21 protein-coding genes and 1 tRNA gene are annotated in these 24,744 nt (G+C 43.3%); 10 read left to right on the top strand and 12 right to left on the bottom strand.

The genetic code is table 11. From position 1 onward, the window contains the following. Positions 1–10: 10 nt before the first annotated feature. A complete protein-coding gene (locus tag B3V56_RS00820) occupies positions 11–1,015 on the top strand; it encodes a helix-turn-helix domain-containing protein (protein ID WP_289281478.1) in 1,005 nt (334 codons plus the stop codon). A gap of 58 nt (positions 1,016–1,073) precedes the next feature. Then, complete coding sequence (locus B3V56_RS00825; RefSeq protein WP_289283865.1) at positions 1,074–1,508, top strand: hypothetical protein; 435 nt, start codon at positions 1,074–1,076, stop codon at positions 1,506–1,508. Between the two features lie 67 nt (positions 1,509–1,575). Here the strand turns inward: B3V56_RS00825 and B3V56_RS00830 are convergent, their stop codons facing one another. After that, positions 1,576–2,694 (bottom strand): choice-of-anchor A family protein, encoded by a 1,119-nt coding sequence (locus B3V56_RS00830; RefSeq protein ID WP_289283866.1) that lies wholly within the window; start codon positions 2,692–2,694, stop codon positions 1,576–1,578. Between the two features lie 109 nt (positions 2,695–2,803). Between B3V56_RS00830 and B3V56_RS00835 the strand changes: the two genes are divergently transcribed. Continuing rightward, on the top strand, positions 2,804–3,358 hold the full coding sequence (locus B3V56_RS00835) for an NUDIX domain-containing protein (RefSeq protein ID WP_289245260.1): 555 nt from the start codon (positions 2,804–2,806) through the stop codon (positions 3,356–3,358). An 11-nt stretch (positions 3,359–3,369) separates the two neighbouring features. Here the strand turns inward: B3V56_RS00835 and B3V56_RS00840 are convergent, their stop codons facing one another. From B3V56_RS00840 to B3V56_RS00850, 3 genes are all read right to left on the bottom strand, one after another. Beyond that, a complete protein-coding gene (locus tag B3V56_RS00840; protein ID WP_289245400.1) occupies positions 3,370–3,885 on the bottom strand; it encodes a DUF2380 domain-containing protein in 516 nt (171 codons plus the stop codon). Between the two features lie 144 nt (positions 3,886–4,029). Further along, on the bottom strand, positions 4,030–6,423 hold the full coding sequence (locus B3V56_RS00845) for a YbcC family protein (RefSeq protein ID WP_289281475.1): 2,394 nt from the start codon (positions 6,421–6,423) through the stop codon (positions 4,030–4,032). Then, complete coding sequence (locus tag B3V56_RS00850) at positions 6,420–7,988, bottom strand: NADH-quinone oxidoreductase subunit L (RefSeq protein ID WP_289283867.1); 1,569 nt, start codon at positions 7,986–7,988, stop codon at positions 6,420–6,422. The genes B3V56_RS00845 and B3V56_RS00850 overlap by 4 nt, the downstream gene beginning before the upstream one ends. Positions 7,989–8,081: 93 nt before the next feature. Between B3V56_RS00850 and B3V56_RS00855 the strand changes: the two genes are divergently transcribed. Both B3V56_RS00855 and B3V56_RS00860 read left to right on the top strand, forming a co-directional pair. Then, positions 8,082–8,966, top strand: coding sequence for a LysR family transcriptional regulator (locus B3V56_RS00855; RefSeq protein ID WP_289281822.1), 885 nt, complete (start codon positions 8,082–8,084; stop codon positions 8,964–8,966). A 149-nt stretch (positions 8,967–9,115) separates the two neighbouring features. Next, positions 9,116–9,532, top strand: coding sequence for a YMGG-like glycine zipper-containing protein (locus tag B3V56_RS00860; protein WP_289281823.1), 417 nt, complete (start codon positions 9,116–9,118; stop codon positions 9,530–9,532). Positions 9,533–9,592: 60 nt separating this feature from the next. On the opposite strand, the gene B3V56_RS00865 is transcribed toward B3V56_RS00860, so the two are convergent. The 8 genes from B3V56_RS00865 to B3V56_RS00900 form a co-directional block, all read right to left on the bottom strand. Continuing rightward, a complete protein-coding gene (locus B3V56_RS00865) occupies positions 9,593–11,812 on the bottom strand; it encodes an NADP-dependent isocitrate dehydrogenase (protein WP_289283868.1) in 2,220 nt (739 codons plus the stop codon). Positions 11,813–12,073: 261 nt separating this feature from the next. Next, entirely contained in the window at positions 12,074–13,135 is a 1,062-nt protein-coding gene (locus tag B3V56_RS00870; protein WP_289281826.1) for an energy transducer TonB, read from the bottom strand. Between the two features lie 34 nt (positions 13,136–13,169). Continuing rightward, complete coding sequence (locus B3V56_RS00875) at positions 13,170–13,580, bottom strand: ExbD/TolR family protein (protein ID WP_289245393.1); 411 nt, start codon at positions 13,578–13,580, stop codon at positions 13,170–13,172. A gap of 71 nt (positions 13,581–13,651) precedes the next feature. Further along, positions 13,652–14,296 carry a MotA/TolQ/ExbB proton channel family protein gene (locus tag B3V56_RS00880; RefSeq protein WP_289245392.1) on the bottom strand — a complete coding sequence of 215 codons (645 nt, stop codon included), beginning with the start codon at positions 14,294–14,296 and terminating at the stop codon, positions 13,652–13,654. Positions 14,297–14,463: 167 nt separating this feature from the next. Continuing rightward, complete coding sequence (locus B3V56_RS00885) at positions 14,464–14,745, bottom strand: hypothetical protein (protein ID WP_289281827.1); 282 nt, start codon at positions 14,743–14,745, stop codon at positions 14,464–14,466. 399 nt (positions 14,746–15,144) lie between these two features. Next, complete coding sequence (locus B3V56_RS00890; protein ID WP_286304790.1) at positions 15,145–18,621, bottom strand: TonB-dependent receptor domain-containing protein; 3,477 nt, start codon at positions 18,619–18,621, stop codon at positions 15,145–15,147. A 279-nt stretch (positions 18,622–18,900) separates the two neighbouring features. Next, positions 18,901–19,872, bottom strand: coding sequence for a FecR domain-containing protein (locus B3V56_RS00895; RefSeq protein ID WP_286304791.1), 972 nt, complete (start codon positions 19,870–19,872; stop codon positions 18,901–18,903). 11 nt (positions 19,873–19,883) lie between these two features. Continuing rightward, positions 19,884–20,393 (bottom strand): sigma-70 family RNA polymerase sigma factor, encoded by a 510-nt coding sequence (locus B3V56_RS00900; protein WP_339608439.1) that lies wholly within the window; start codon positions 20,391–20,393, stop codon positions 19,884–19,886. Positions 20,394–20,858: 465 nt separating this feature from the next. Here B3V56_RS00900 and B3V56_RS00905 point away from each other — a divergent pair, with 465 nt between their 5' ends. From B3V56_RS00905 to B3V56_RS00925, 5 genes are all read left to right on the top strand, one after another. Next, positions 20,859–21,602 carry a dienelactone hydrolase family protein gene (locus B3V56_RS00905; RefSeq protein ID WP_289281830.1) on the top strand — a complete coding sequence of 248 codons (744 nt, stop codon included), beginning with the start codon at positions 20,859–20,861 and terminating at the stop codon, positions 21,600–21,602. A gap of 156 nt (positions 21,603–21,758) precedes the next feature. Beyond that, positions 21,759–22,733 (top strand): zinc transporter ZntB, encoded by a 975-nt coding sequence (locus tag B3V56_RS00910; RefSeq protein ID WP_289283869.1) that lies wholly within the window; start codon positions 21,759–21,761, stop codon positions 22,731–22,733. Positions 22,734–22,861: 128 nt separating this feature from the next. Further along, positions 22,862–22,937, top strand: a tRNA-Val gene (locus B3V56_RS00915). 91 nt (positions 22,938–23,028) lie between these two features. Further along, entirely contained in the window at positions 23,029–23,802 is a 774-nt protein-coding gene (locus B3V56_RS00920; RefSeq protein WP_289282801.1) for a nuclease-related domain-containing protein, read from the top strand. 28 nt (positions 23,803–23,830) lie between these two features. Continuing rightward, positions 23,831–24,733: a KPN_02809 family neutral zinc metallopeptidase gene (locus tag B3V56_RS00925; protein ID WP_289283870.1), complete on the top strand. Its 903-nt coding sequence runs from the start codon at positions 23,831–23,833 to the stop codon at positions 24,731–24,733. Positions 24,734–24,744 lie beyond the last annotated feature (11 nt).

Below are 24,744 nucleotides of genomic sequence, written 5' to 3' on the forward strand. Positions count from 1 at the left end.
AGAGATAAAGATGAATAGCCAGCTTTCCACATTGCAAGGTCAGCGTTTCTGTACTGATGATTTACCGAGCTCACAGAGGCTGAACTGGTTGAAAGAAATCATTGGACGAGAATATGCCAATGTGGATGTGAGTCAAATTGCTGATGAGCCTGTATTCAATGATATGGTCATCTATCCGTGGTTATATGGCACACGATTTTCTCCTATCAAAACTCAGCCGTTGCAAATAGAGCGTTTATCCAGAGAGCCAACACAACTCAGTCAAGATAACTATTTTGCCGTTATGCTGACCGAGGGGCGATATAAACTTGAACAAGATGGACGCGAAGTGTTTCTGGAAAAAGGCGAAATGACCTTATACGATGCGACCCAATGGCATCGTATTACCATGCCTGAACCAGCATCAAAAGTGATAATTTCTATTCCCCGTGACTACCTCAAACAAAGGCTTAGTCATGTAAGTGAGCTAACAGCAAAGAAAATATCAGTCACATCAGGTATTGGCGCGGTAACCTCACACACGCTGCAAACATTCGCTTCACAATTAACTACATTAGACACGCTATCCTTCCAGTCTATGTTTGATCCCTTGATTGATATGCTTACTCTATCGCTTAATCAACTCTCACCCCAGTCAGTTGAGTTATCTCGATCTCAAAACACGACTCTGTTTCATATTAAGCGCTATATAGATAATCATTGTCATCACCCTGATTTATCTCCAACCATCATTGCCAATGCTGTCGGTTTTTCAGTGCGATATATCAATCATCTCTTTCAAACTGAAAACACCTCCTTAATGCGTTATGTCACCCAACAACGCTTAAACAGAGTGTATCGGCGATTACACCATCAGCAATCTATGCATCAGACGATTACTGAGCTTGCTCTGGAAGCAGGGTTTAATGACATGGCCCACTTCAGTCGTGTCTTTAAATCCCAGTTTGGTCTATCGCCTCGGCAATTACGAGAACATGTAAAAAAAGAGGTGTATTCGTGCGCTAACACGAATTAATTCATCTACATATAATGACTATCGCTTGACGAATGTCCAATTAGAGAGAGAAATAACAATGAAAAGAAGACAAGCTGGCATTACAGCAACACAATTTCTACTATGGTTGCTTGTATTAGTGAACACTGCAGGTATTGCTTATTATTACTACACCACTGAAGTGAAAACCAAACACATTCCAAACCTGGTCGGTACATGGAGTGGTGTCAATCTTACCGTCTCAGATGAAAAAGGCTATAAAACCTGGAACGATAAAACTGTCACCATTACGGAACAACAGGATCGACGTTTTCGTGGCACTTTTACCTATGCTGACGGCACCAAAAACTTTTTTGGTGTGATTTATCCTGATAATACTGCCTTTACCTGGGTATCAACACCAAGCCAAGGTTATGTTCATGGTCGAATTCTCGGAGAGAATACAATCGGTACTTGCTATGTTGAAACTTGGGAACATGCCACAGCGGGTTGTGCAACATTAGAAAGACAATAATAACGATATTCCAAACATAAAAAAGCCACCCATTCAGGTGGCTTTTTTGTATCGCTGAAAGTGTGACTTAAACAGAGGCTTTTACAGTATTCGCTTTGCGACGTAGGCCTAAGAAGCCCAGTAAAGCGGGAGCGAATAAAAAGGCAGCCGCAGGAACGGGTACAGCTGAAGGCGGCACAAAACCTGAAGGTTGTGAGTGAATTTCAGCGTTCTGGTTTAGGGTTTTTGCAGCTAAGGTGCCTTCAATATTCCCGTGAGTAACAACATCTGTACCCAATGCTAAAATGCTACCGCCGAATTGTGAGGTAATGTGAAGACTGTCTGCATCGGTAAAATTCCATAACAGTATGTCAGCTAAATCCACTGCTGAGTTGGCCAGGAAATTCACGCTGATATCGTACCCAGAAAGTGCGTCATCAAACACATTAAACAAAATGCTGGTTGCACTACCGATGTTGAATGCAAACTCATTCACACTAGTAAAAAAGCTTTCACCATCGTTAATATTAAACACCGCTAATCCATCGGTATTCGGTGTCGCATTAAACGTGACTTTGCCACCGGTAATTGTGTAGTTACTATTAAAATCAGTACCTGCTAACTGGTTAGAGAACTGACCTAATGTGTTCACCGCATTTGCTGCTGCAGCAGCTGGATCAAAAGGGACTGATACCGGTTGATTGATAACCGTACCACTACCGTTTGCTTTGACTGTTCCTGTGTTAGTACCACCGAAGATAGTATTACCACCATTAGTCTCTACAGTGCCTGAAACATTACCAACCACAGAGGTTGAACCATTACCATTAGCGAGGTTTCGAACAGTTCCTGAGACTGAGTTTATATACGCATCACCACCATCATTAATGGTGAGTGAGCCAGACACATCACCACCGATATTAAGGCCTTTGCCTTTAGTTTGTACATTACCCTTGAGGTCACCACCGACAGTTAAAGATGGAACAGCGGCATTTGACGTGGAATGCATGTTGTACATACCACCGTTAACATTGCCACCGATTAATGCGTTACCATCTATTTCAGAGGTACTAATGACATTGCCACTAGTAATAAGGTTGTATTGATTAAGAAGAGACATGGCGTCTATTTCAACAGCATCAGCGTAAGCTAACTGATTAACACTAAGAGTCACTACTCCAACCATGGCAAGTTTTGACAAACGCATTTGAATCTTCCTTTATGTGATTACTTAAATTATATAACCACCACAACTAAAAAAGTATAGTACTAAAGTAGTATTTTTTCTCTTTCTTTAATTAAAGAAAAAAATATTTATGACAAAAACAAAAATTGGCGGCTGGGTTCAGACATCCCAGCAAATACCTTATGACAACCCATGGATTCAAATTCGCCATGAAGAAGTGATCAGACCGAATGGCAGTGAAGGAATTTATGGTGTCGTCCACTTCAAGTCTCATGCCATTGGCGTCATCGCCATTGATGACAATGATCATACTTGGTTAGTCAAACAAAGTCGTTATCCAAATAATGAAACCACCATCGAAATTCCGGAAGGTGGTGGCCCACTGGATGAACACCCTCTGGAAGCGGCAAAAAGAGAACTCAAAGAAGAAACAGGGTTTACGGCAACAGACTGGCAGCCACTGATGGAGTTACGCACCTCCAACTCAGTGACCGACGAAAAAGCTTATATTTTCCTGGCGACAGGACTGACAGCCGGTGAGCAAGAACTCGAAGAGACTGAAGATATCGAATTAATAAAGGTCTCAGTAGACACAGCCATTGAAATGGCCATGAACGGCGACATCGTAGATGCCATGTCAGTAGCAGCTTTACTGAAACTTGCTGTGATGAGACAAGCACGATAAATAAGGTTGTTTTATTGATAAGACTCGTTGATTTCAAGCACGGCACTATCAATCGCTCTTTGCCAGGCTTTCTCCGTATTGCCTCTATAGTCACGCACAACACGCAGAACGGTGTTTTGCGTTTTTACATCACGGACTTCTATATAAAGTGTCTGAATCAACACACTCATACGAAATACCCATGGCACCACCACGTATCTGGCATCGACTTTTTCAGCAAGATCAAACTCGCAACCATTACACCTTTCAAGGTTAAACTTCTGCCTTGCTTCAGCCAGTAATGCCTGTGATTCTGGCGTATCAATAACCTCAAACGAAGTGTCATTATTCAGAGTTTCTTGTAAATACTGATTAGATGTTTCTATTACCTCGGCATCATGTTCTTGTAATGACTGAACCGTATCATCACCACGTAACTCGAAGCCAAGCAGGAGCACATCAGATTTTTCGTCTTTCTGTGCATGAGCGGTGTTGAAGCCAAAAAGCAGACATAAACACACGACAAACGATAACTTTTCAATTCTCATACTCTCTCCTCTTTTAACTTTAGCCAACGCTGACTGGAGGAAGTTTCAACTCAGAAAAGATCAACTGATCGCGAATAAACTGACTGATTCAGAATGAAACAGTCGATAGCCTAACTGTCTCATTCTGTTATCCATGTCAGCTACTTAGTCAATGTACTTCCAACCTGATTTTTGATAGCGTTCGAAAGTATTGTCATCAGACCAGTGCACAAGAAACAACCAGCCATTGTCGACAAGGTCGCGTACGGTTTGATGCTTGGCAATCACATTTTCAATCGCTTGTTTTGGCGCAGCAATATACACACTAATTCTCAATGGATGATGACGCCAGTTCTCACCGTCATGGATGGATTGCATCGCAAGACCAATTCGCAGGTCCCCCCCATTCCCTTCAAACACACCGATATGCTGGCCGACGGCATTGTGTAGCAGCTTATTGCCACTACCAAAAAATGTATTATCTGTGACCGATAAGTTGTACTGCATATTGATCCACTGAGTCACAATCATCGGTGCCGTCATAATTTGCTCCAGTAATGCAAACTCGGCATCGCTGTGCCAGTCATAGTCATGCAAAAAGGAACGGCCCTGTAAATCCAGTCCACGCGTACGCTCACGCGGTGCTACAATAAATGAGGCATTATTCGCTAAGCCCCATTCAGGACGAACTTCTGACCAATCTTTACCTCTGTCTTTTAGCGACTTTTCTAATGCAACATCATCCAGGTCCTTTAAGCCTGCATCCATTAACTGAATGCGTTCGCGACGGGTTTGTTTAGAAGCCTGTTCTAACCAAGTATCAATGTCAGCATTATTTAATGCATCAAAACAGACGATTTCATCCGTTGTGGTGTTATGTAATCCAGATATAAAGCGTGTGTTTTCAGGAATGTGGATGTCCGCTTTGTGCAGCTCTGTTCTGACAGCGGGATCATTTAACAGGCTGGTTAAAACACGGACATTCACTTCCCCACTTTGACCACAGCAAGCACCACAATCCAGACCTGATGCATGCAAGTTATTGCGATTTTCACTACCGTGACCTAGCAGTAAAATGGTTGATGCAAAGGTGTTGGTCAGGCCCATGCCTTTGAGTACACCCGTAACCATATTGACTTTCTCAGACAAGCTTAGCTCAGCATGGTTATGGCTTATGTGCCATTGATGATGGTGAGTAAACTCATCAATTAGTTTTTCTTTTTTCTTGCTAAAGAAATTATCTTTTATCAGTTTATAAGCGTAGGTCCAACCCATGGTCTCTACCATGGTGAATGAAGATACCGGTGAACTGGCCCAGTTTTTCCAGGTACTTGCATTACTGACTTTGGTCAACTTTTTATGGTTGGGTGTTTGCTCACTCACTTTCACTGACGGCGCAATCAGTCCTGGCAGTTGTGGACGCTTAACCTGTGTCTTGGCGGGTTGATAGGTGATAGGTAAGCCAAAGAAACCTGCAAAGCCAATGGTTTGAATAGCATCACTCTGTAATTCAAGATTGCGTCTAATACGTTCAGAGCGTACATCAATACAAAATGCGGCTTGTAAGACCGGTCTTGAATCAAGCGGCTTAGGTGTTTGGGTTAGTGTTTTCTGTAGTTGTTGTTGGTAAGTCAGTTCTGCAGCATAAGCCCAAACCCAATAATGACAGGCATATTCATGATGGGCGGCTATACGTGACATCAGAGATTCTTTTTGATGCTCCCACTGTTGTTTTAATGCCTTAAATTCAACCTGTCCAGGCTTGCTTTTTAACTGACGCCAGATAATTAAATCCCAAGCGATTCTGATAGCAAGCAGCGCTTCTACACAGGCGGTCTGTTGACTATTGAGGCGGTTTTCCCAGCGTTGCCAGGCAAAATAACTGGCCCAGCCATTAATACACATCAATAACTTATGTGCATATAACTCGAGCTGCTGCGGCGTCAATTCCAACTCAGCAACCGCTTGGGCAAACAAACTTTCCAGGTCATCAGGCAGCTGAGTGAAGGCGTGGCGCAGTTTTTTCTCACCCATCAGTAGTGACATGCCGTAATCATGACGAGTGAAATCCAACCAGGCAGAATAGAGATGATCGAAAGTCTCTGGCTCCTGATTCACAAACTCACCACAAAACTGACTGATCTGGTGAACAATTTCATCCTGCCAACGCATTTTGTGATGATCACGGCTTAAATCCGCAATTTCGGCGATGCTCAATGCTGCATCGGGCTGTGGATGTTCAAGTGAGGCCTTCAATTCATCAACTGTCGCCGTGTTGACACCATATGTCTTAGCAGATTCGAGTAATGCCGACTCACTGATTTGGCCTTGTTGAAACAAGCCGAGGTAATAGTCAGCTGACATCGTTGTGTTCAGACCTTGTAATGCCCCTATTCTGGCTGAAGCCGACTCGATCGTTTGCTCACGAAATTCCCATAAAGCATTGACCGCAATGAACCGATCCAATGGCCAGTTTGGAGCAATATATGAACTCGCTTGATGGATGGCAGCGGTATGTTCGACGCTGAGTCCAGACAATGACTGATTCACAGTATTCATGAAGTCTCCTTGCTAAGTGGCTGATTGTTAGATTCCACTCTGGTTTCTGGTCTTAATGTGATTGGCCACAGAAATAGAGTCAGTCGGGTCATCAATTCATCTAAGTACAAACCTGAAAACAGCCAACGATATAAGGTTCTGGTGGCTTTAGCCTGAGGAAACACACGCATCTGCACAGCCAGTAAAAATAATGCGATAAACAGTGCAGACAACCAGATGTCCATGGCATCAAACATCGTACTTGCATACACAGGCGGCATGACCCAAGTAAACATCGCTTTGCCACCCATGTAAAAGCCAACCAGTAACGCCACAGTCAGACAAGAAGTGAGGAACTGCAATAGAGTGCCGTTTCTTACTGCAGACACCAGATATAAAGCTAATGCAGTATTCACTAATAACCAGACACTCAACGGCCCTGAATAGGAAGTGAAATAGACAATCCCATAAGTGCTGATGATGACCAGTAATAGACTCGACATCGCAGAGAGAAAAGTGACGTTTTTCTGCGGTGCTAATTGCTTAAGACTGTATTCCTGCAACACATCACCTGCACTGAGGAACATATAAGCTTTATAAAGTGAATGAGAGATTAAGTGAAGTAATGCCAGCTCATATAACCCTAAAGCACATTCAATCAACATTAATCCCATTTGGGCACAGGTTGACCAGGCCAGTTTTACTTTAATACTGATACGCGTCATCATGACTAAGGCACTGATGAGCGTACTCAAACCAGCAATAATAAGCAGTACCCATTGTGCATCAACACTAAACGCAATCAATGGTGCAAAGCTCAGTAATAAAAAACCACCCAGATTGATAATTCCGGCATGCAACAAAGCACTAATCGGCGTGGGAGCCTCAACCACTTGAATTAACCAGCCATGTAGCGGTAACTGAGCACATTTAATTAAGGCGGTGATGGCCAGTAAGATAGCCGCTACAGTCTCTGCGACACCCAACTCAGCAGCCGATGCCGATGTCAGGTAGTACTGGCTTATTTCACTGAGGTAAAACGAACCGTGTTGTGTATATAAAAGAACAAATGCTGAGAGTAAGCTGAGCTCAGACACTCTCGCTAAGATGAATTTTTTATGGGCGGCTAGTACAGCGCGAGGTCTGTCTGGATAAAATAATAATAAACGATGGAAACATAAACTGATGGACACCCAGCCCAGCCAGAAAATCAACAGATGATTACTGACAATCACTATGGATACAGAGGTAAGACTTAAAAATAGCCAACGCCAGTAACGATGTGTTTTTGTCTCACCGGATAAATAACGCTGAGAAAACTTCACCAGCACAATAGTCATAAAGCACACGAGCAACAGCACAATCAGATTGACATTGTTCATGGCCAGTAAGGCGTGTGAGTCTTCTGGTTTTTCTATATGACAAACAGTGATTAATATGGCGGAGATGACAACAGCCACCGAAATAGATTTAAGAATGCTTTGACGGGTGTTGTCACTGAGTCGACTTGCCCCGGATAAAAGACTAGCAATGGCTAAGGTTAATGGAATAAGCGCTGGGAAAACGGCTGTCAGTTCAAAATTCACACACATACCTCCTTAAGATGGTGAAAGTATGGCAAATGCTTTAACATAAATAAAATAGATATTTATTAACAAATAAATAAGTTTTAATTAAGTATGGCAAAAATAAACTACCATCATCTTTATTATTTCTGGCGCGTTGCCCTGTCTGGCAGTATCACCAAGACAGCTGAAGAATGTCATGTTTCACAATCGGCATTATCACAGCAAATCAAACAACTCGAAACCACGATGAACGTCAAATTATTCGAGCGTGCAGGCAGACAACTTTTATTAACGGATATGGGCAAAAAGATTCTGACCTATGCAGATGAAATTTTTACGACAGGTGAAGAGTTACAATCCTTTATCAGTAAAGGCGGTACAGCGACACAAAAACACATCAAAATCGGTGTACTGACCACCCTGTCCAGAAACTTTACTGAGAGCTTTATTAGCCCCTTACTTCAAGAGCCCAATGTCAGCTTTACACTCACCACGCGAGGCATGACCAACCTACTCAATGGCCTCAGTAGTCATGAACTGGATCTGGTGCTGACCAATCGCTCTGTCAGCCAACAAAATGATGATGCCATCTGGCAAAGCCAGTTGGTCTCGAGACAATCGGTATCTATCATTGGTCCGGCAAAACACAACCCTAAAAAAACCTTTCCACAAGGTTATGAAAAACTGAAATGGGTGCTGCCTACCAAAATCACTGAAATTCGTTCGGCTTTTGATGCCTACTGTGCCACGCTCGGGTATGAGCCGGATATTATTGCCGAAGCCGATGACATGGCGATGTTACGACTATTAGTACGTGATACCGGCGCCATTACTGCCCTGCCTCCGGTTGTCGTCAAAGATGAAATATCCAGTGGCAATTTGTCTGAGTACCAAGTGTTACCCAATGTCTACGAACACTTTTACGCCATCACCATTAAACGGACATTCGTACCTGAAATTGTGACCGACCTGCTACAAAAGAATATTGTGGATTAAGGTTTCGCTCACTTAACCAAGACTTAACCTCCTGATTGTTACAACTCATCATGACATCACGGTCTTCTATGCTGTTAATAGATAGCCGCGGTGCCTAGCTTCTTTTTTCACTTTTTACTTAAGTGAATACCAAACATCAGGAGGTAGATATGAAGCGATTAATACCTTTACTACTGTCATCAACACTGATTTCTGGTGCAGCCATGGCAGATAACAATACGATTAACGCCGCTTTGGGCGGAGGTATTGGGGGTGCAGTCGGTGCTGCAGTAGGACACGAAATGGGAGGTCAAAACGGCGCTATCTTGGGTGCTGCCATTGGTGGCGCTGTCGGGTCAGTTGCCACCAGCAAGGTCTCATCAAACCGGTATCGTGATGATCATCACCACCGTTATCACAATGATCACTACGATAAAAAATACTGGAAACACAAACAAAAAATGGCACGTTTAGAGTCCAAATACCGTCAAGACAGGGCTCGAGAATATCGCAAGTATCGAAAAGCGGTTGAACATCAACATAGAAAATACCAACATGACCGGTACTATTATCATAGTCGTTACTGAGAATGCGATAAAAACAAAAAAGCCCCGACATTCGGGGCTTTTTTTATTAAATGATGACGCTTAAACAAGCTGGGACAGAATGGCGTTCAATGTGGCACTTGGACGCATAATCGAATTCATCATCTCATCATCAGGCAGGTAGTAACCGCCCATATCAACCGATCTACCCTGTACCTCATTCAATTCGTTCACAATGGCAGCTTCATTTTCAGCCATGGCTTGAGCGACAGGTGTGAATACCGCTTTTAACTCGGCATTGTCTGTTTGCTCAGCCAGTGCTTCAGCCCAGTACATGGCTAAATAGAAATGACTACCCCGGTTATCTAACTCACCCGTTTTTTCTTTGGGCGATTTGTTTTCTTGCAGTAATTTGCCCGTTGCGGCATCCAAGGTGTCAGCTAACACTTTTGCTTTTGGATTATCCTGGGTATTAGATAGATGCTCCAACGAAGCCGCCAAAGCCATCAATTCGCCCAAAGAATCCCAGCTCAAATGATTTTCATCAATCAGTTGATCCAGTAATTTTGGCGCTGTGCCACCTGCACCGGTTTCAAATAAACCACCACCTTGCATGAGTGGCACTACAGATAACATCTTCGCCGATGTTCCTAACTCCAGAATCGGGAATAAATCGGTGTTGTAGTCACGTAATACGTTACCAGTCACCGAAATCGTGTCTTTACCAGCTCGAATTCTATCTAAAGAGAGTTGTGTGGCCACGACCGGATTTAGAATGCGAATATCCAATCCAGCTGTATCATGCTCAGGTAAATAGTCATTTACCTTTTTAATCAATTCAGCATCATGTGCCCGGTTTTCATCCAACCAGAAAATCGCCGGTGTATCGGATAAACGTGCTCGGCTGACGGCTAATTTCACCCAGTCACGAATCGGCTCATCTTTGGTCTGACACATACGGAAGATATCCCCTGCTTCCACATCAAACTCAAATACCGTTTCAGACTGTTGGTTAGTGACAATAATTTTGCCATCGCCTTTCGCCTGGAAGGTTTTATCATGCGAGCCATATTCTTCGGCTTTTTGAGCCATCAAGCCCACATTCGGTACGGTACCCATGGTGACCGGATCCAAAGCCCCTTTTTGTTTACAGTCATCCACCACTGTTTTATACACACCGGCATAGCAGCGATCCGGAATCATCGCCAGCGTATCTTGTTGCTCACCTTTTTTATTCCACATTTTGCCACCGGCACGAATCATCGCCGGAATAGAGGCATCCACAATCACGTCTGAAGGAACATGGAAATTGGTAATACCTTTGTTTGAATCGACCATCGCCACATCAGGCTGGCTGGCATAGACTGCCTCAATATCCGCTTCGACTTCTTTTCTGGTCGCTTCATCAACATTGGCGAGACGGCTGTATAAATCACCTAAACCGTTATTGAAATCCACACCCAGTTCATCAAATAAATTGCTGTGTTTTTCAATTAAATCTTTGAAAAACACTCTGACAGCAAAACCAAACATCAAAGGATCAGATACCTTCATCATGGTGGCTTTTAAATGCAGAGATAACAGCACATTGTCTTGTTTTGCTCTCGCAATGGCATCGGCATAAAACGCCTGCAGGCTGCTTGCACGCATACGCGTCGCATCTACTACTTCACCCGCTAATACCGGAATCGACTTTTTCAGTACCGTTTCATTGCCTGCTGTATCGACAAACGTCACTTTAAAGTCATCGGCCTGAGCAGAGGTAATGGATAATTCGCTGCCATAGAAGTCATTCGCATCCATATGCGCGATGTCAGTGGCTGAATCAGCTTTCCATTCGCCCATACTATGCGGATTTTTACGTGCATAGTTTTTCACCGCTGCGGGTGCTCGACGATCAGAGTTACCCTCACGTAACACGGGGTTCACAGCAGAACCTAATACTTTGGCATAACGATCTTTAATCGCTTGTTCAGCAGGGTTTTTAGGTGATTCAGGATAATCAGGCAGGTCATAACCTTTTGATTTTAATTCTGCAATCGCGTTTTTTAACTGTGGGATGGAAGCAGAAATATTCGGTAGCTTGATAATGTTGGTAGCCGGGTCCTGAGTTAAGGCACCGAGTTGTGACAGGTGATCAGGAATTTTTTGTTCGTCGCTTAGATTATCGGGAAAGTTAGCAATGATACGTCCTGCAAGTGAAATGTCCCGGCTTTCGATATCAATATTCGCATTGGCTGTAAAAGCACGAATAACGGGCAACAAAGAGTACGTTGCTGATGCAGGTGATTCATCTACTTTGGTATAAATAATTTTCGACATTCTAAACCCTTAAAAATACGTGATTTTGAATCGCAAGTTCATGCACTGATGACCTCGCATACCCGCGTAAGGCTGGCGACAATAGCTCGTTTGAAATATGAGAGACATTTCGACTACTGCCTTAATCACCCCTCCCTCAATGGCAAGGTTGATTAAGAGACTGTGTAACGCTGGGTTTCCATAATTTTGGCTGACACACTTTATCATATCTTGATTGGCGCTATACATCACTATAGCCATGATAAAAGCTGACGAATAAGTTTAGTCTGTTAAACGAAAGTTAACAGGCACCACCACACTAAAGGATTTTCTCGATAAATCACCGCGAACGGGTAAGGCTTTCACCGCTTTTTCGACCATCTCATGCGCGGCTCTATCTAAAACACTATGTCCACTACCCTGACCAACAACGGACATGCTCACCATCCTGCCTTGCTCAAAACGGACACTCACCATCACTGTGCCTTCAAGGTGACGGCGAATCGCTAATTGTGGATAGGTTTTATTCTTAGACACCATGGCATAAAGCAACTGTCCATAACCTTTCCAGGCGGTATTTCGATCCACTTCCCCAGTACCACCTGGGTTACTACCATTACCATTACCATTACCATTAGCTGCATTGCCCGTGCCAGTGGCGTCAGCCTGAGATGAGGTCGAGCTACCGGATGCCGTCACTGACGGTGCTGCTGGTGTATCAGTCACCACGCCCTTAACTACTTCGCTTGGCGTCTCGACTTGCTCAATCTTTTCTACAACCTCAGGTTCAGCCATCGGTTTTTGCTGCACCTGTTTCACCGTTTCAATCGGTTTCTTAGGTTTGGGCTGAGGCTTTTCAATTATTTTCGGCTCAGGTTTTGGTTTAGGCTTTTCAACCTTTTTGGGTTCGGGCTTTGGCTTAGGTTTCTCTGCCTTTTTAGGTTCTGGCTTAGGTTCAACTTTTTTCGGTTCAGGCTTGGGTGGTTCGGGTTTTATCTCTTCTACCGGCTCACTTTCAGGTGGCTGCTCTATCACCACCATTTCCTCTGGCTCAGGAGGGGTATCATCTTTAGCAACGAGCAGTTTTTTGTTTGTTTCTGGTTTTTTTATCGGAGCGACAGGTTCTGGCATTGGTTCAGGTTCAACCACCTCTTCAACGATGGGTTCAAGCTGGCTTACCTGCACCGTGATTCTTGTTGGTGCTGCCGGTGCTGCTGGCTCCAGTGTGGGCATAAATAATAAAATCAATAACAGATGAATCAGCACTGCCCATAAAAAACCAGGTAGAAAGCGTTCTGATCCAACCGAACGATTTGAAGAGAAATCAACGACCAAAGCCGTCATATTAACGCGTCACACAACCAATCAATAAACAGCATTACTGACCAGACTCAGGTTGTATCACAAAGGTAAACTTACTGATGCCAGCACGTTGAATGGCCGCCATGACTTTAGCCACTGTGCCGTACTCCGCTTTTTCATCAGCAAAAATCTCAACACTAGTGTCCACGTTTTGTGCCGCCTCCATCAGTGCCATATCCAGTTGTTCAGCATTCACCGTTTCATCACTAAAATACATGGTGCCGTCAGCAGTCACACTAATGTTGATAGACTCAGGTTGAGTGAGTGTTAAGTCTGAGCTGGCTTTAGGTAAATTGACTGGCACCGAATTCATCAATAACGGGGCTGTCACGATAAAAACGGTCAGCAGCACCAACATCACATCCACTAAGGGCGTCACATTGATTTCACTCATCATATTGTCATCACCGCCAGTATTCATCGCCATAACAAATTTCCTTTATGCATTATCGAGCAACAGGTTGATGCCTTCAGCAGGCATTATTCCTGTTGAGCCGCCTAATCGTGTTTGATACGAGATTTGAGCACTAACAGATGAAATGCCGACGCAAAATTATCCATGGTGGCCGCAGACAACCTGACTTTACGTAAAAAGTAGTTGTACGCCAGAACGGCAGGTACAGCGGTAGCAATACCTATGGCTGTTGCAATCAACGCCTCCCCTATCGGTCCCGCCACCACATCCAGACTCGCTGAACCCGATGCCGTAATGCTTTTTAGTGCATTCATAATCCCCCAGACCGTACCGAATAAACCAATAAAGGGGGCAGTTGAGCCCACACTGGCTAGAATAGACAAGCCATTTTCCATGCGGGTTTGCTCAGCATGCGCTTGTTGTTTCAGCGAGTGCATCAACATTTCACGTTTATCATCTGGCGCAACAGAGTTAGCCAGATATTGCCATGAAACCAGCTCATCTAATCCTGCCTGACAAACACGAGCAAGACGGCCTTTTGTTGAAGACATCACCGCCAACAAATCCTGAATATCACGAGCTTTGGAGAAAACCGCTAGAAATTCTCTATCAAAACGGCTATTACGATAAAAGGCCAGGTATTTACTAATCCCTACTGACCAGATAAGTACCGATAAAATAACAAGGAAGATAAGTACCGCATCAACAATATCTGGAACTGCATCCATAAAAAACCACTTTCCCTAGAATCAAGATAACAAGCAATGACGAACTAAAAAGTTAAACCAACCATTGACCAAGGAGCACTGTTTCTTGTGCTCTTACTCTATATGCCAATCGAAAATGAAAAAGTGACATTTTTTTGACTTTTTTAATTGCTTTGTAAAACATGAACTTACCAGTCTGAATACGGGGTACCTTTTGATGACATAAGTCGAGAACCACTTCGGACATCAGAAATAACATCGTCAGTTTCTGCGTGTTTTATTAACTCCCAGGTTTCATGACTATTGGTGATGGGATCGACAGGAATATCTCGCAAATAGCCAGTATCAACAAGCTGCTCTATTGAGTGAGGGTAGGTATTCATGACACTGTGGTATTGGATGATAGCGCTTCGCATCACGATGAGTTCATGACGGAGCACATTCTCTTGGGCTGTGAGTTGGGTATCCATAGTTTCGTAATTATTGATGAATACAATAACAATGATGCTAAGCGTGACGAAGAGAACGAGGAGTTGATATATCGAAATCCCGAATTGCCTATGCCTCTGCTTGTTTTTAATCCCCTTCACTATTTTTGATGTCCTTTTCTTTTTTATCAGTCACATTCATTAGCTATATGAATAGTAAACCTTAACCATATTAGCCAATGACCTTGGCCCACGTAGCCATCTTGCCTTAGATGACTTGAGTGAAGAGCTGGACTAGTCACCAACAAGATATAGGCGGGCATTTGTGGCTGCCCGAATCACCCATTCACTTCAATCTTGGTGAGCGTCTTAAACTTCCATCGATCGAAGATGAACTCATTGTGAGGCAGTCACACTTGCCTCAACTTATTTCCATATTTTTTAATCAAATAACCATCTCACACTGACCCAAGCTGCTCTCGGTGCACCAGGCGCCACGAAGTTTGTGCTATTCCATTCAAGTGAGTTGTGGTTGTAGCCATCAGGCCCTCTAGCACCATAGGTGCCAGGTGTAAATGGATTGCGTCCCAGCGTGCCAGCTGAAAAGTATTCTTTATCAAAGATATTGTTTACGAGTAAATTGACACTGAAGTTTTTGGTGAGCTGATAATTACTTTGGAAATTAAACACCATATACCCCGGCACCTTGCCTGGATTATTCGTCGCTTTTCTAGCAACGCGTGTTTGCGTTCCGGAAATTTCAGCAGTCTCGTATATCACCTGCCCTGCTCGGTGTTTATTATTTTCATTACCTCTGACATAACTTGATGAATGAGCTACAGCCGTGAGGCCAACGGTCCATTTAGGGGTAACTTGGTAGTTGACAGATGCGTTAAGGTTATGAAGTGATACGCCCGGCATGCGAGCACCGGCTTCAACATCAATTAAACGGCTATAGTTATAATTACCGGCAAAGTCCTCATAAGAACTGCTATTGTCATTGCCTGCAATAGTAAAGTTATCTTCAAATGTGGCATCAGTAAGTGAGTAGTTAACACTAAACGCCCATTTACCTTTTTGACCAGAGAATCCCGCCTCGATACCTTGACGACGTGTTGAACCAATATTGTCAAAGAAGTTACGATTATCAGGATAGGAAACCAGATAAAGATCATCTTTAATATTGGTTTGATAGGCGGATAAATTCCATTGCAAATAATCATCTATTACCCCTCTAACACCGACTTCAAATGTCTGTGCTTTTATTTGAGGCAAATATGGGTCACCGGAGAGAGTCGAAGGTAGTGAGCATGTCCTGTTTTCTATAAGACTTCTATAAATTCCTTTCGAACCAACAGGTGTTTTATCCAATGCACACCCTAGCTCAATAACGGAAGGAACGCGCACACCTTGTGAGAAATTAGCGTAGAGATTTAAATCATCTCTTGCCTGCCAAGCGACACCAAAAGAGGGGTTTAACGAATAATAGCTAAATGATTCTTTTTCTTCTTCGTTTAGTAGGCTGCTTGTGTCTGGTGTTTCATAGCCTGTTGGACAATCCTCACCCGGCGCACAGACGTCAAAATAATCTGGAAAGGCTTCTAATTGAGCAAGGCTGGGAATAAAAGCGATACCATACTCTCTAGACCTCATTCTGTTTTCTCCTTGAGTATCGTTGTAGCGCGCAGAAACATTAAAATGCCACGTTTCAACGGGACTCCAGGTTTCACTGAAATAAAGACTCTTCGTTAATTGCTCCCCTTCAAAATTATTGTTACTAATTGGTACATCAGCCGCTACATACTGATCACGAATTTCATCAGGAGCATAGTAGAACTCCCGGTTTGCAGTTAAAAGGCCTAACTGTTGTGTACTGGTATATTCCGCTGTGGGTCTATCGACTGACGCCCCAATCATGAATTTGTGTTTATCTGTATTCCAGTTGAGTTGAATGGATACACCATCAGTAACTTGATCAATTGTGTTATCAGTTAATACTGCGGTAGGTGTTCCATCTACAACACCAGGATTGGTTTGGCTATATGCAGCACCATCAACGGTCTGTACACCACCTTCAGGTCCTGCTACTTCCAATGTATCATTTGAGCCGGCATCGCCCTTACACGTATCAGCGTTAGTTGGGAGTTTGGGTAGGATCACATGTTTAACACCATCAGTGGTGTAATAATAGAAGCTCCCCTCAGCTCCTGCTGCAAATGCAAAAGGATCACTATCTTTTAGCGCTGTTAAATCAACTTTAGCGTTGTATATGTAGGAATGTTCATTATTTGAATATGATGTTTCATCCCCTTCATCAAGTAGCTGTGGCCCTGCTCCAGTATCGTTAGCAGCTTGAAAAATTTCAGTTGCTTGAAAGTTTTTCCAGAAGTTTATTGAGCTCTGCGCCAATGCCACCACTTCATCTGGGAGTGCTGTATTGAACTGACTCGCATCAAGCGTCGCAAAAGCATCTTCAATAGTAGGGCTTAACACGAAATCAATATAATCTGGTGAGCTGAAAGGGTCCCCACCGGGTAAATCTATAACGTAGTAATCTGGTAAGTTATATTCATTTGTCGTTTCATAAAGACAGGTATATTCTTCGCCAGGGGCAAGGTTTCTTTTTACTGTCTGGTTATCAAAATCTGTGTATACATCTGCACCTTGAGAATCTCTTCTACTTGTTCTACGGTAAACCTGCCCCGTAATACTAAACGTATCGTTTACCTGATAAGCACCAGCTAACTGAAACTGCTGTAATCTATTTTCTGTAGTATCTGGTGCGGTAAAGACTCCTTCCCTGTCTTGTCGATATTCTTCACTTGGAATAAGCCCATTACCGACCAAATTAGTATCAACAATCAGTGTGCTGAAATGTAAATCAAGTTTGTCACCTCGATAACTAGCTTTACCGAATAACTGATTCACTTCACTCGGAGAATTATCACGCCAACCATTTTCGTCAAATAAACTGGCCGCGCCGAAAAAGGCGATGGTGCCGTTGTTCCAGCCATTTTCCATTTGTAATTGTTTACGACCAAATGAGCCAGCAAGCACCTCAGCATCTGCAGCGGTATTGTTAAAGCCATCTTTGGTTTTTAAGGCAAATGAACCGCCTAAGGTATTCAAACCAAAGATAGGATTGGACCCAGGAAATAGCTCCACACCAGCTATGGCATTCATGGGGATCATGTCCCAGTTCACCACATCGCCAAACGGTTCATTCACCCGAATACCGTCGATAAAGACACTCAAGCCCTGTGGTGTACCTATTTGTGGTCCCGCCGTAAAACCACGATATTGGATATCCATCTGGAATGGATTACCTTGGTAATCATTAACCGTGACGCCTTGTAGTTTTGTATTAAACAAATCCGTCATGCTTAATGAATGTGCTTCTTTTATCTCTTTGGCCGAGATACTTTGCACATTGGCCGGAATTTCTTCTTTGGTAAGGCCTAGACCTGGCAATGGCCCTACTTCATAAAAACGTTGTGCTCTGACTTGGACGGTGTCCAGAATTAAGCGGTCATCACCCAAAGCAGGTAACTCTTCTTGACCAGGCACCAGAAAATAGCCGCCATCTGTATCATCAATGGCTTCGAGGCCACTGTCGTTTAATAATTTTTGAAAGCCTTCTTCAACGGAATATTCACCATGAAGACCTTTGGTTTCTTTTCCTTCTGCCAAGGCTGGGTCAAAGGTTAATCTCACACCATTTTCGGCTGCGTAATTTGAGATGGCTTTGCCCAAAGGGCCAGCAGGAATGTCATAACGTTTCACTTGTTCAGCTGCGTTATCTTCTGCCAGGGCAAGATGATTGATTGACATGGCACCGACCATGCTCATCGTGGCGATAGATAAACAGCGACAGAGTTTATTCTTAAGGCAAACTCGGCCCTTTGCTTGCAGTTCCAATATTTCTCTCCGACTAATAGTTATTATTTTTTTGTTGTTCTATTAGGTATGCCAATCGAGAATTGGAAAGTGACAATTATTTTTTAGACTTTTTTTAAAATTTTTTTATAAACGTTGATATATCTGGGTTTGCGAGGAGATATTTTTACGAAGTTTGCTCATTGATAAAGAAACAAGTATCAGTTTCAACAGTTAGTAGCAGAGATTTAGTAATGCTTTTTAAGGACGATACTTTCTTAGTGTTTTTTATAAACTGTGTGGCTGATCTTGAGTTAACTCTTAGGCAGGTTTTAGCATGGTGACATAACGTGTGTAACTTTCAACACGTACTGGCAGGGTTTTGGTGATACTTCTTAATGCACCATCAATATCTTTTACTGGAAAAGCCCCAGAGATTTCTAAATCAGCAATCGCGGGATCACAGCGCATCATGCCGGTTCGATAACGTGAGAGTTCTTCAACAAAGGTTTTGAGTGGCATGTTATCGACAACTAAGAAACCTTTTGTCCAACCCAGGATGGAGGCATCAAATAACATTTTTTGCTGAAATAAGTCGGCGGTGAATTTCACTGCTTCACCTCTATTCACGACAACTTTATCGCCATAACCATTAATGGGGCTCACTTCAACGGCATGTTCGTAGACATTGACACAGCTTCTCTCATGAATGAGGCGAGTACTAAATTTTGTGCCCAAGGCTTTGATCGTGCCGTGTTCTGTGGTCAGGATAAAGGGGCGATAAGTTGGGTTGGGGTCTTCTGCCGTTTCTACATATACTTCGCCATGTAATAACCTAACGTTACGAACTTGTTCATCATAATGAACAGATAGTTTGGTATCTGTGTTGAGGACCAGTTGCGTGCCGTCATCCAGGACGAGCTGTTTAATTTCCCCCACGGCAGTGGAATAGTCTGCTAATAAAACCTGCCATGGTTTTTGTTGATAGCCATACCAGCCTGCTGTACCGGCAGCGATAAGCAAACTCAGTGTTTTAATGACCTGGCGACGTTCTTGTGATTGGATATATCGGGTATCAATCGGACGGTTTAATACGGCAATACTGGTTTTTGAATCCAGCCCCATAAAACAGTTGGTGACGGTTTCAACTTGTTCCCATGCCTGTCTGTTTTCTGGTGAAGCATTTAACCATCTTTGCCATTCTTTACGATCTGTATCTGTCGCCTCACCGGATGTCAGTTCAACAAACCAGTTTGTCGCTTCATAGAGCGCGTCTTTCTTAGAATGAGCCATAAAAGAACATTTTAGTTATCCAGGTTTAAACAATGCAGTAGTGCTTTAGCGATGTACTGGCGAACAGAGCTGACTGAAACTGAGAGTCGTGAAGCAATTTCGGCGTGTGACAACCCTTCCAGCTGACACCATAAAAAAGCACTGCGAACTCGTTCAGGTAAGCCATCCAGCATTTCATCTATTTTAGCTAAGGTCTCTACCATGATATTGAGAGACTCAGGTGAAGGTACGTCAACTTCGGGCATATTTTCCAACGCCTCGAGATAAGCTCTTTCAATATCCTTGCGTCGAACATGGTTGACCATGAGGCCATGTGCAACTGTGGTCAGGTAGGCTCGTGGTTCTTTGATGCTGCCCAGATCCTCTTTTTGCAAAATTTTGGAAAAGGTATCTTGCATTAAATCAGCGGCATCAAAACTACAGCCGATTTTCTTGCGGAGCCAGCCCATTAACCAGCTGTTGTGTGTACGATAAAGGTCGGTGACGATGGAGTCACGTGTTGCTTCAAAATTACCCAGAATACTCACGTCTGATTCATGGTGTAAGGCTATGTCACTCAATTGCCTGCTTCCCTTGTTAGATAAGCTGCCAGATTAACTACACCCTATGTTTTTGATGGTTTGCAGTAAGATTGCTTGTCACAAGTTCTGGGTAAACTCTGCGAGCATGTTCACAAAATTCACATAAGGATACGCAAATTTACTACGCATCGCACAGAGTAAATATAGGAAATATTCCTAAAATTACAGAGATTAAACCAGTTATAAAAAATGAATCGGTGCTTAGGCGCTTCGGGAGGTTTTTACCCTGACTTTTTAAAAATTAACTATTTTTCACTTTTTCAATCTGAAGATATGCACTCTAATAGAAACAATAAATGATGCTAATAAATTTGCGGCTGAAGTCAGCCATGATGAAGCAGACAAGTTCTTGTACAATAGCGTGCTTTCGTTCTTCAGACATTCAAGCAATCTAGCGAGCCTACTATGAAAATTCAAAGCCACTTTGTCGATCTTGATACCCCTACTGGCGTGATGCGTACTTATATTCACCGCCCGGTAGGTGAAGGTAGTTACCCAGTCATTTTGTTCTACTCTGAAATTTTTCAACAAACCGGCCCCATTGAACGTGCCGCAAGATTGATGGCCAGCCACGGTTATGCCGTGTTAGTGCCAGAAGTCTTTCATGAGCTGAATCCTATCGGCACTGTATTGGGCTACGATGATGCTGGTCGTGACAAAGGCAATGCAGATAAAGAAGCGAAAGATGTTCAGGGTTATGACTCTGATAACGTCGCCATGATTGAGTACGTCAAAACACAACCATGGTGTAACGGTCACATTGGTGCCATGGGCTATTGCATTGGTGGTCACCTTGCTTTCCGTGCTGCTTTACAACCTGAAGTCAAAGGCACCGCGTGTTTCTACGCCACAGATTTACATATTCAGAAAATCCCCAACAAACCAGGCCAGCACAGCATGGAACGCCTGGATGACATCAAAGGTGAGTTATTAATGATTTGGGGTAAGCAGGATAACCATGTGCCTGCAGATGGTTTACTGAAAATCTATCAGGAATTAAAAGCAACCGATATTATCTTCACCTGGCATGAGTTTAATGCTGAGCATGCGTTTATGCGTGATGAAGGTGATGGTGGTCGTTATGATGCACAAACGGCACAAATCGGTTATCAACTGGCGTTAAATCTGTTCAGTAGAACACTTTGCTAAATAGCCTTAGTTATTTAGTTTTAAAGGGAGTCAATGGCATCATTGGCTCCCTTTTTTATTGTCTCAAGATATAACTTTTTTTGAGTTCTAGTCTGGCTCTATCACTCCCCTGTTATGCTAAGCTCACTTTTTCAATTGCTTGGGAATATCCGTGTTATGTCCAATTCATCAGGTTTAGCTTTTGCACATTTACTGGATGGTCAAGGTGGAAGCAGCGAACTGAATGAGACGGATCTGCCGGCATGGCAAGCTGATCATGGTGTGCTCTGGTTGCATTTTGACTATACTCATCCTGATGCCGAACGCTGGTTACTTGAGCAGTCTGGGCTGGACAGCGTTATTGCCAATGCCTTATTGGAAAATGAAACACGCCCACGCACGACGTCAATAAACAATGGTTTGCTGATGTCCTTACGTGGCATCAATCACAATCAGCACGCTCATTGTGACGATATGATTTCTATTCGTGTCTGGATCGACCCACATATTATTGTGACAACACGTCGTGAAATGTCGTCTTCTGCTGCTGAGCTGGATAAGTTACTCAATAAAGGTATCGGCCCGAAAGACAGTGCTGAATTTTTAATTAAGCTTATTGATCTGACCGTCGATGGCATGTCAGATACGATTGCCGCCTTCGAAGATATGATTGCTGACTACGAAGACGCTGTCTTGGCAGGCAATACAGAAAACTTACACGATAATATTGCTCAGTTGCGTCGACAAGTGATTAGCATGCACCGTTATCTTGCACCAGAGCGGGATGCCCTGGCTCGCCTGACACTGGAGATGATATCCTGGTTATCTGATTATGATCGGATTCAGATTCATGAAATCAGTGACACGCTGATTCGTTACATCGAAAATCTGGACGCTGTGCGTGAACGGGCTGTATTGGTTCAGGAAGAACTGCATAGTAAAACCGCTGAACAACTCAATGCACGTATGTATGTGCTGTCTGTGATTGCTGCTGTGTTTTTACCTTTAAGCTTTGTGACAGGCTTATTGGGGATTAATGTGGGTGGCATTCCAGGCGCGAATGATAGTCATGCTTTTACTGATGTCATCATCATGCTGACTGTTGTAGCTCTGATATTATTAATTTTATTCCGTTGGAAGAAATGGTTTTAATCAGGCTTTAAACGGTGAATCAATCACTTAGTTAATCTGCTTAAAAATAATCCTTAACAAAGATAAAAATTTCTTCATTTTTTTCGAGCAAACTTCAAAAAGATGTTGTAGAATGCCTCGCTTTCTTGGGGTGCTTAGCTCAGCTGGGAGAGCATCGCCCTTACAAGGCGAGGGTCGGGGGTTCGATCCCCTCAGCACCCACCAAGAAAATCTCCTCTTCTATTCCAGCCCGCTTGTTTATCCCACCTTTTTTGTGCATTGTATGACCTTGGAACATTAACCCCAAGGTGCTGAAATGGACTTCACTCCGATATTCTCTTCTTTATTGTCTCTCTGGTATTTCATTCCGTTATTTCTCTGTCTGGCCGTTCTTCGCTCAGCCTGGTTCAAAGGCATGATGGGTGAGTTTATGGTCAACGTGATTGCCCGATGGCAATTGGATAAACAGCATTATCATTTAATCAAAAACGTGACCCTGCCGACAGAAGATGGCACGACTCAGATTGATCACATAATCGTCTCTGTTTATGGCGTGTTTGTCGTAGAAACCAAAAATATTCGCGGCTGGATATTTGGCAGTGCTTCTCAGAAAAATTGGACTCAGCAACTTTATAAGCACAAATACCGTTTTCAAAATCCACTTCATCAAAATCATAAACACCTCAAAACACTTCAAACCTTGCTCGACTTAAGAGACGAACACGTCTTTTCCGTCATTGTTTTTATTGGTGACAGCCACTTTAAAACACCGATGCCAGATAATGTGACTTATGGCTTGGGCTATGCTCGCTATATAAAATCAAAAACAAATCCTGTGCTGACGCCGGCAGAAAAGGACGCCATCATTGCTCAAATTGAATCTGGTCGCCTTTCACGCAGCTTGAAAACAAACAGAGAGCATGTGGCTCATGTAAAGCAATTAGTTGAGCGGCAGCAAACGGACGAACCACTATGTGCTCGCTGTGGCCATAAAATGGTTAAACGCCAAAGCAAAAAAGGTGACAATGCCGGTCAGTTTTTCTGGGGCTGTAGTCAGTACCCGAAATGCCGTAATATCAGACCTGTTTAGAAGCTCCCTTTTTACTAAAGGATACACAATGAAATGGCGTGGTAGACAGAGAAGCAGCAATATTGAAGATCGTCGTAGTCAAGGCGTTTCAGCTGTTCGTAGTGGCTCTGGCGGTATTATCCGTTTGCTACCAGCTATCTTTCGATTACTGGGTTTTAAAGGCACGGCCATTCTGCTGATAGGTGTTGTGTTGTTGGCGACATTCACAGGTAACTTACCGGCATTATTATCTTTGTTCGGTATCCCCGCTTCTGCCCCTACCGTCTCATCCTCCGAACCATTGCAAGAAACCGCTGAAGAAAAAGAACGTGTCGACTTTGTCTCCGTCATTCTTGCTGATACTGAAGAAACCTGGTCAGCGATCTTTAGCGATAATGGCCAACGTTATACCCCACCCAAACTGGTTTTATTTCGCGGTGTGGTGAATTCAGCGTGTGGTACAGCTCAATCGGCTATGGGGCCCTTTTATTGTCCGGCCGATCAGCGTGTGTATATCGACCTGAGTTTTTATGATCAATTACAGAATCAGTTAAATGCCCCGGGTGACTTTGCTCAGGCTTATGTCATCGCTCACGAAGTGGGTCATCATATTCAGACTTTATTAGGCATATCGCAACAAGTGAATGCGGCTCGAAATAGCATAAGCCAGGTTGAATGGAATAAGTTATCAGTTAAGCAAGAATTACAGGCTGATTGTTTTGCTGGCATCTGGGCACATCACGCGAATAAAGCAAGGCAGTTATTAGAAGTGGGCGATCTGGAAGAAGGATTAACAGCAGCCAGTGCTATTGGCGATGATACATTACAAAAACAAGCCACCGGCGTGGTGCGACCTGACTCATTCACACATGGCAGTTCGGCTCAACGCGTGTCATGGTTTAAAACCGGCTATGAGAACGGTCATGTTGAAGCATGTGATACATTTAAGTGAATATAATACAG

This window comes from Methylophaga sp. UBA2513, from assembly GCF_002341285.1.
Lineage (GTDB): Bacteria > Pseudomonadota > Gammaproteobacteria > Nitrosococcales > Methylophagaceae > Methylophaga > Methylophaga marina.

What these genes read in the sequence shown, in the direction of transcription:
- B3V56_RS00820 (WP_289281478.1), top strand. Translation starts at nt 11, where the DNA reads ATGAATAGCCAGCTTTCCACATTGCAAGGTCAGCGTTTCTGTACTGAT.
- B3V56_RS00825 (WP_289283865.1), top strand. Translation starts at nt 1,074, where the DNA reads ATGAAAAGAAGACAAGCTGGCATTACAGCAACACAATTTCTACTATGG.
- B3V56_RS00830 (WP_289283866.1), bottom strand. Translation starts at nt 2,694, where the DNA reads ATGCGTTTGTCAAAACTTGCCATGGTTGGAGTAGTGACTCTTAGTGTT.
- B3V56_RS00835 (WP_289245260.1), top strand. Translation starts at nt 2,804, where the DNA reads ATGACAAAAACAAAAATTGGCGGCTGGGTTCAGACATCCCAGCAAATA.
- B3V56_RS00840 (WP_289245400.1), bottom strand. Translation starts at nt 3,885, where the DNA reads ATGAGAATTGAAAAGTTATCGTTTGTCGTGTGTTTATGTCTGCTTTTT.
- B3V56_RS00845 (WP_289281475.1), bottom strand. Translation starts at nt 6,423, where the DNA reads ATGAATACTGTGAATCAGTCATTGTCTGGACTCAGCGTCGAACATACC.
- B3V56_RS00855 (WP_289281822.1), top strand. Translation starts at nt 8,082, where the DNA reads ATGGCAAAAATAAACTACCATCATCTTTATTATTTCTGGCGCGTTGCC.
- B3V56_RS00860 (WP_289281823.1), top strand. Translation starts at nt 9,116, where the DNA reads ATGAAGCGATTAATACCTTTACTACTGTCATCAACACTGATTTCTGGT.
- B3V56_RS00865 (WP_289283868.1), bottom strand. Translation starts at nt 11,812, where the DNA reads ATGTCGAAAATTATTTATACCAAAGTAGATGAATCACCTGCATCAGCA.
- B3V56_RS00870 (WP_289281826.1), bottom strand. Translation starts at nt 13,135, where the DNA reads ATGACGGCTTTGGTCGTTGATTTCTCTTCAAATCGTTCGGTTGGATCA.
- B3V56_RS00875 (WP_289245393.1), bottom strand. Translation starts at nt 13,580, where the DNA reads ATGGCGATGAATACTGGCGGTGATGACAATATGATGAGTGAAATCAAT.
- B3V56_RS00880 (WP_289245392.1), bottom strand. Translation starts at nt 14,296, where the DNA reads ATGGATGCAGTTCCAGATATTGTTGATGCGGTACTTATCTTCCTTGTT.
- B3V56_RS00885 (WP_289281827.1), bottom strand. Translation starts at nt 14,745, where the DNA reads ATGGATACCCAACTCACAGCCCAAGAGAATGTGCTCCGTCATGAACTC.
- B3V56_RS00895 (WP_286304791.1), bottom strand. Translation starts at nt 19,872, where the DNA reads ATGGCTCATTCTAAGAAAGACGCGCTCTATGAAGCGACAAACTGGTTT.
- B3V56_RS00905 (WP_289281830.1), top strand. Translation starts at nt 20,859, where the DNA reads ATGAAAATTCAAAGCCACTTTGTCGATCTTGATACCCCTACTGGCGTG.
- B3V56_RS00910 (WP_289283869.1), top strand. Translation starts at nt 21,759, where the DNA reads ATGTCCAATTCATCAGGTTTAGCTTTTGCACATTTACTGGATGGTCAA.
- B3V56_RS00920 (WP_289282801.1), top strand. Translation starts at nt 23,029, where the DNA reads ATGGACTTCACTCCGATATTCTCTTCTTTATTGTCTCTCTGGTATTTC.
- B3V56_RS00925 (WP_289283870.1), top strand. Translation starts at nt 23,831, where the DNA reads ATGAAATGGCGTGGTAGACAGAGAAGCAGCAATATTGAAGATCGTCGT.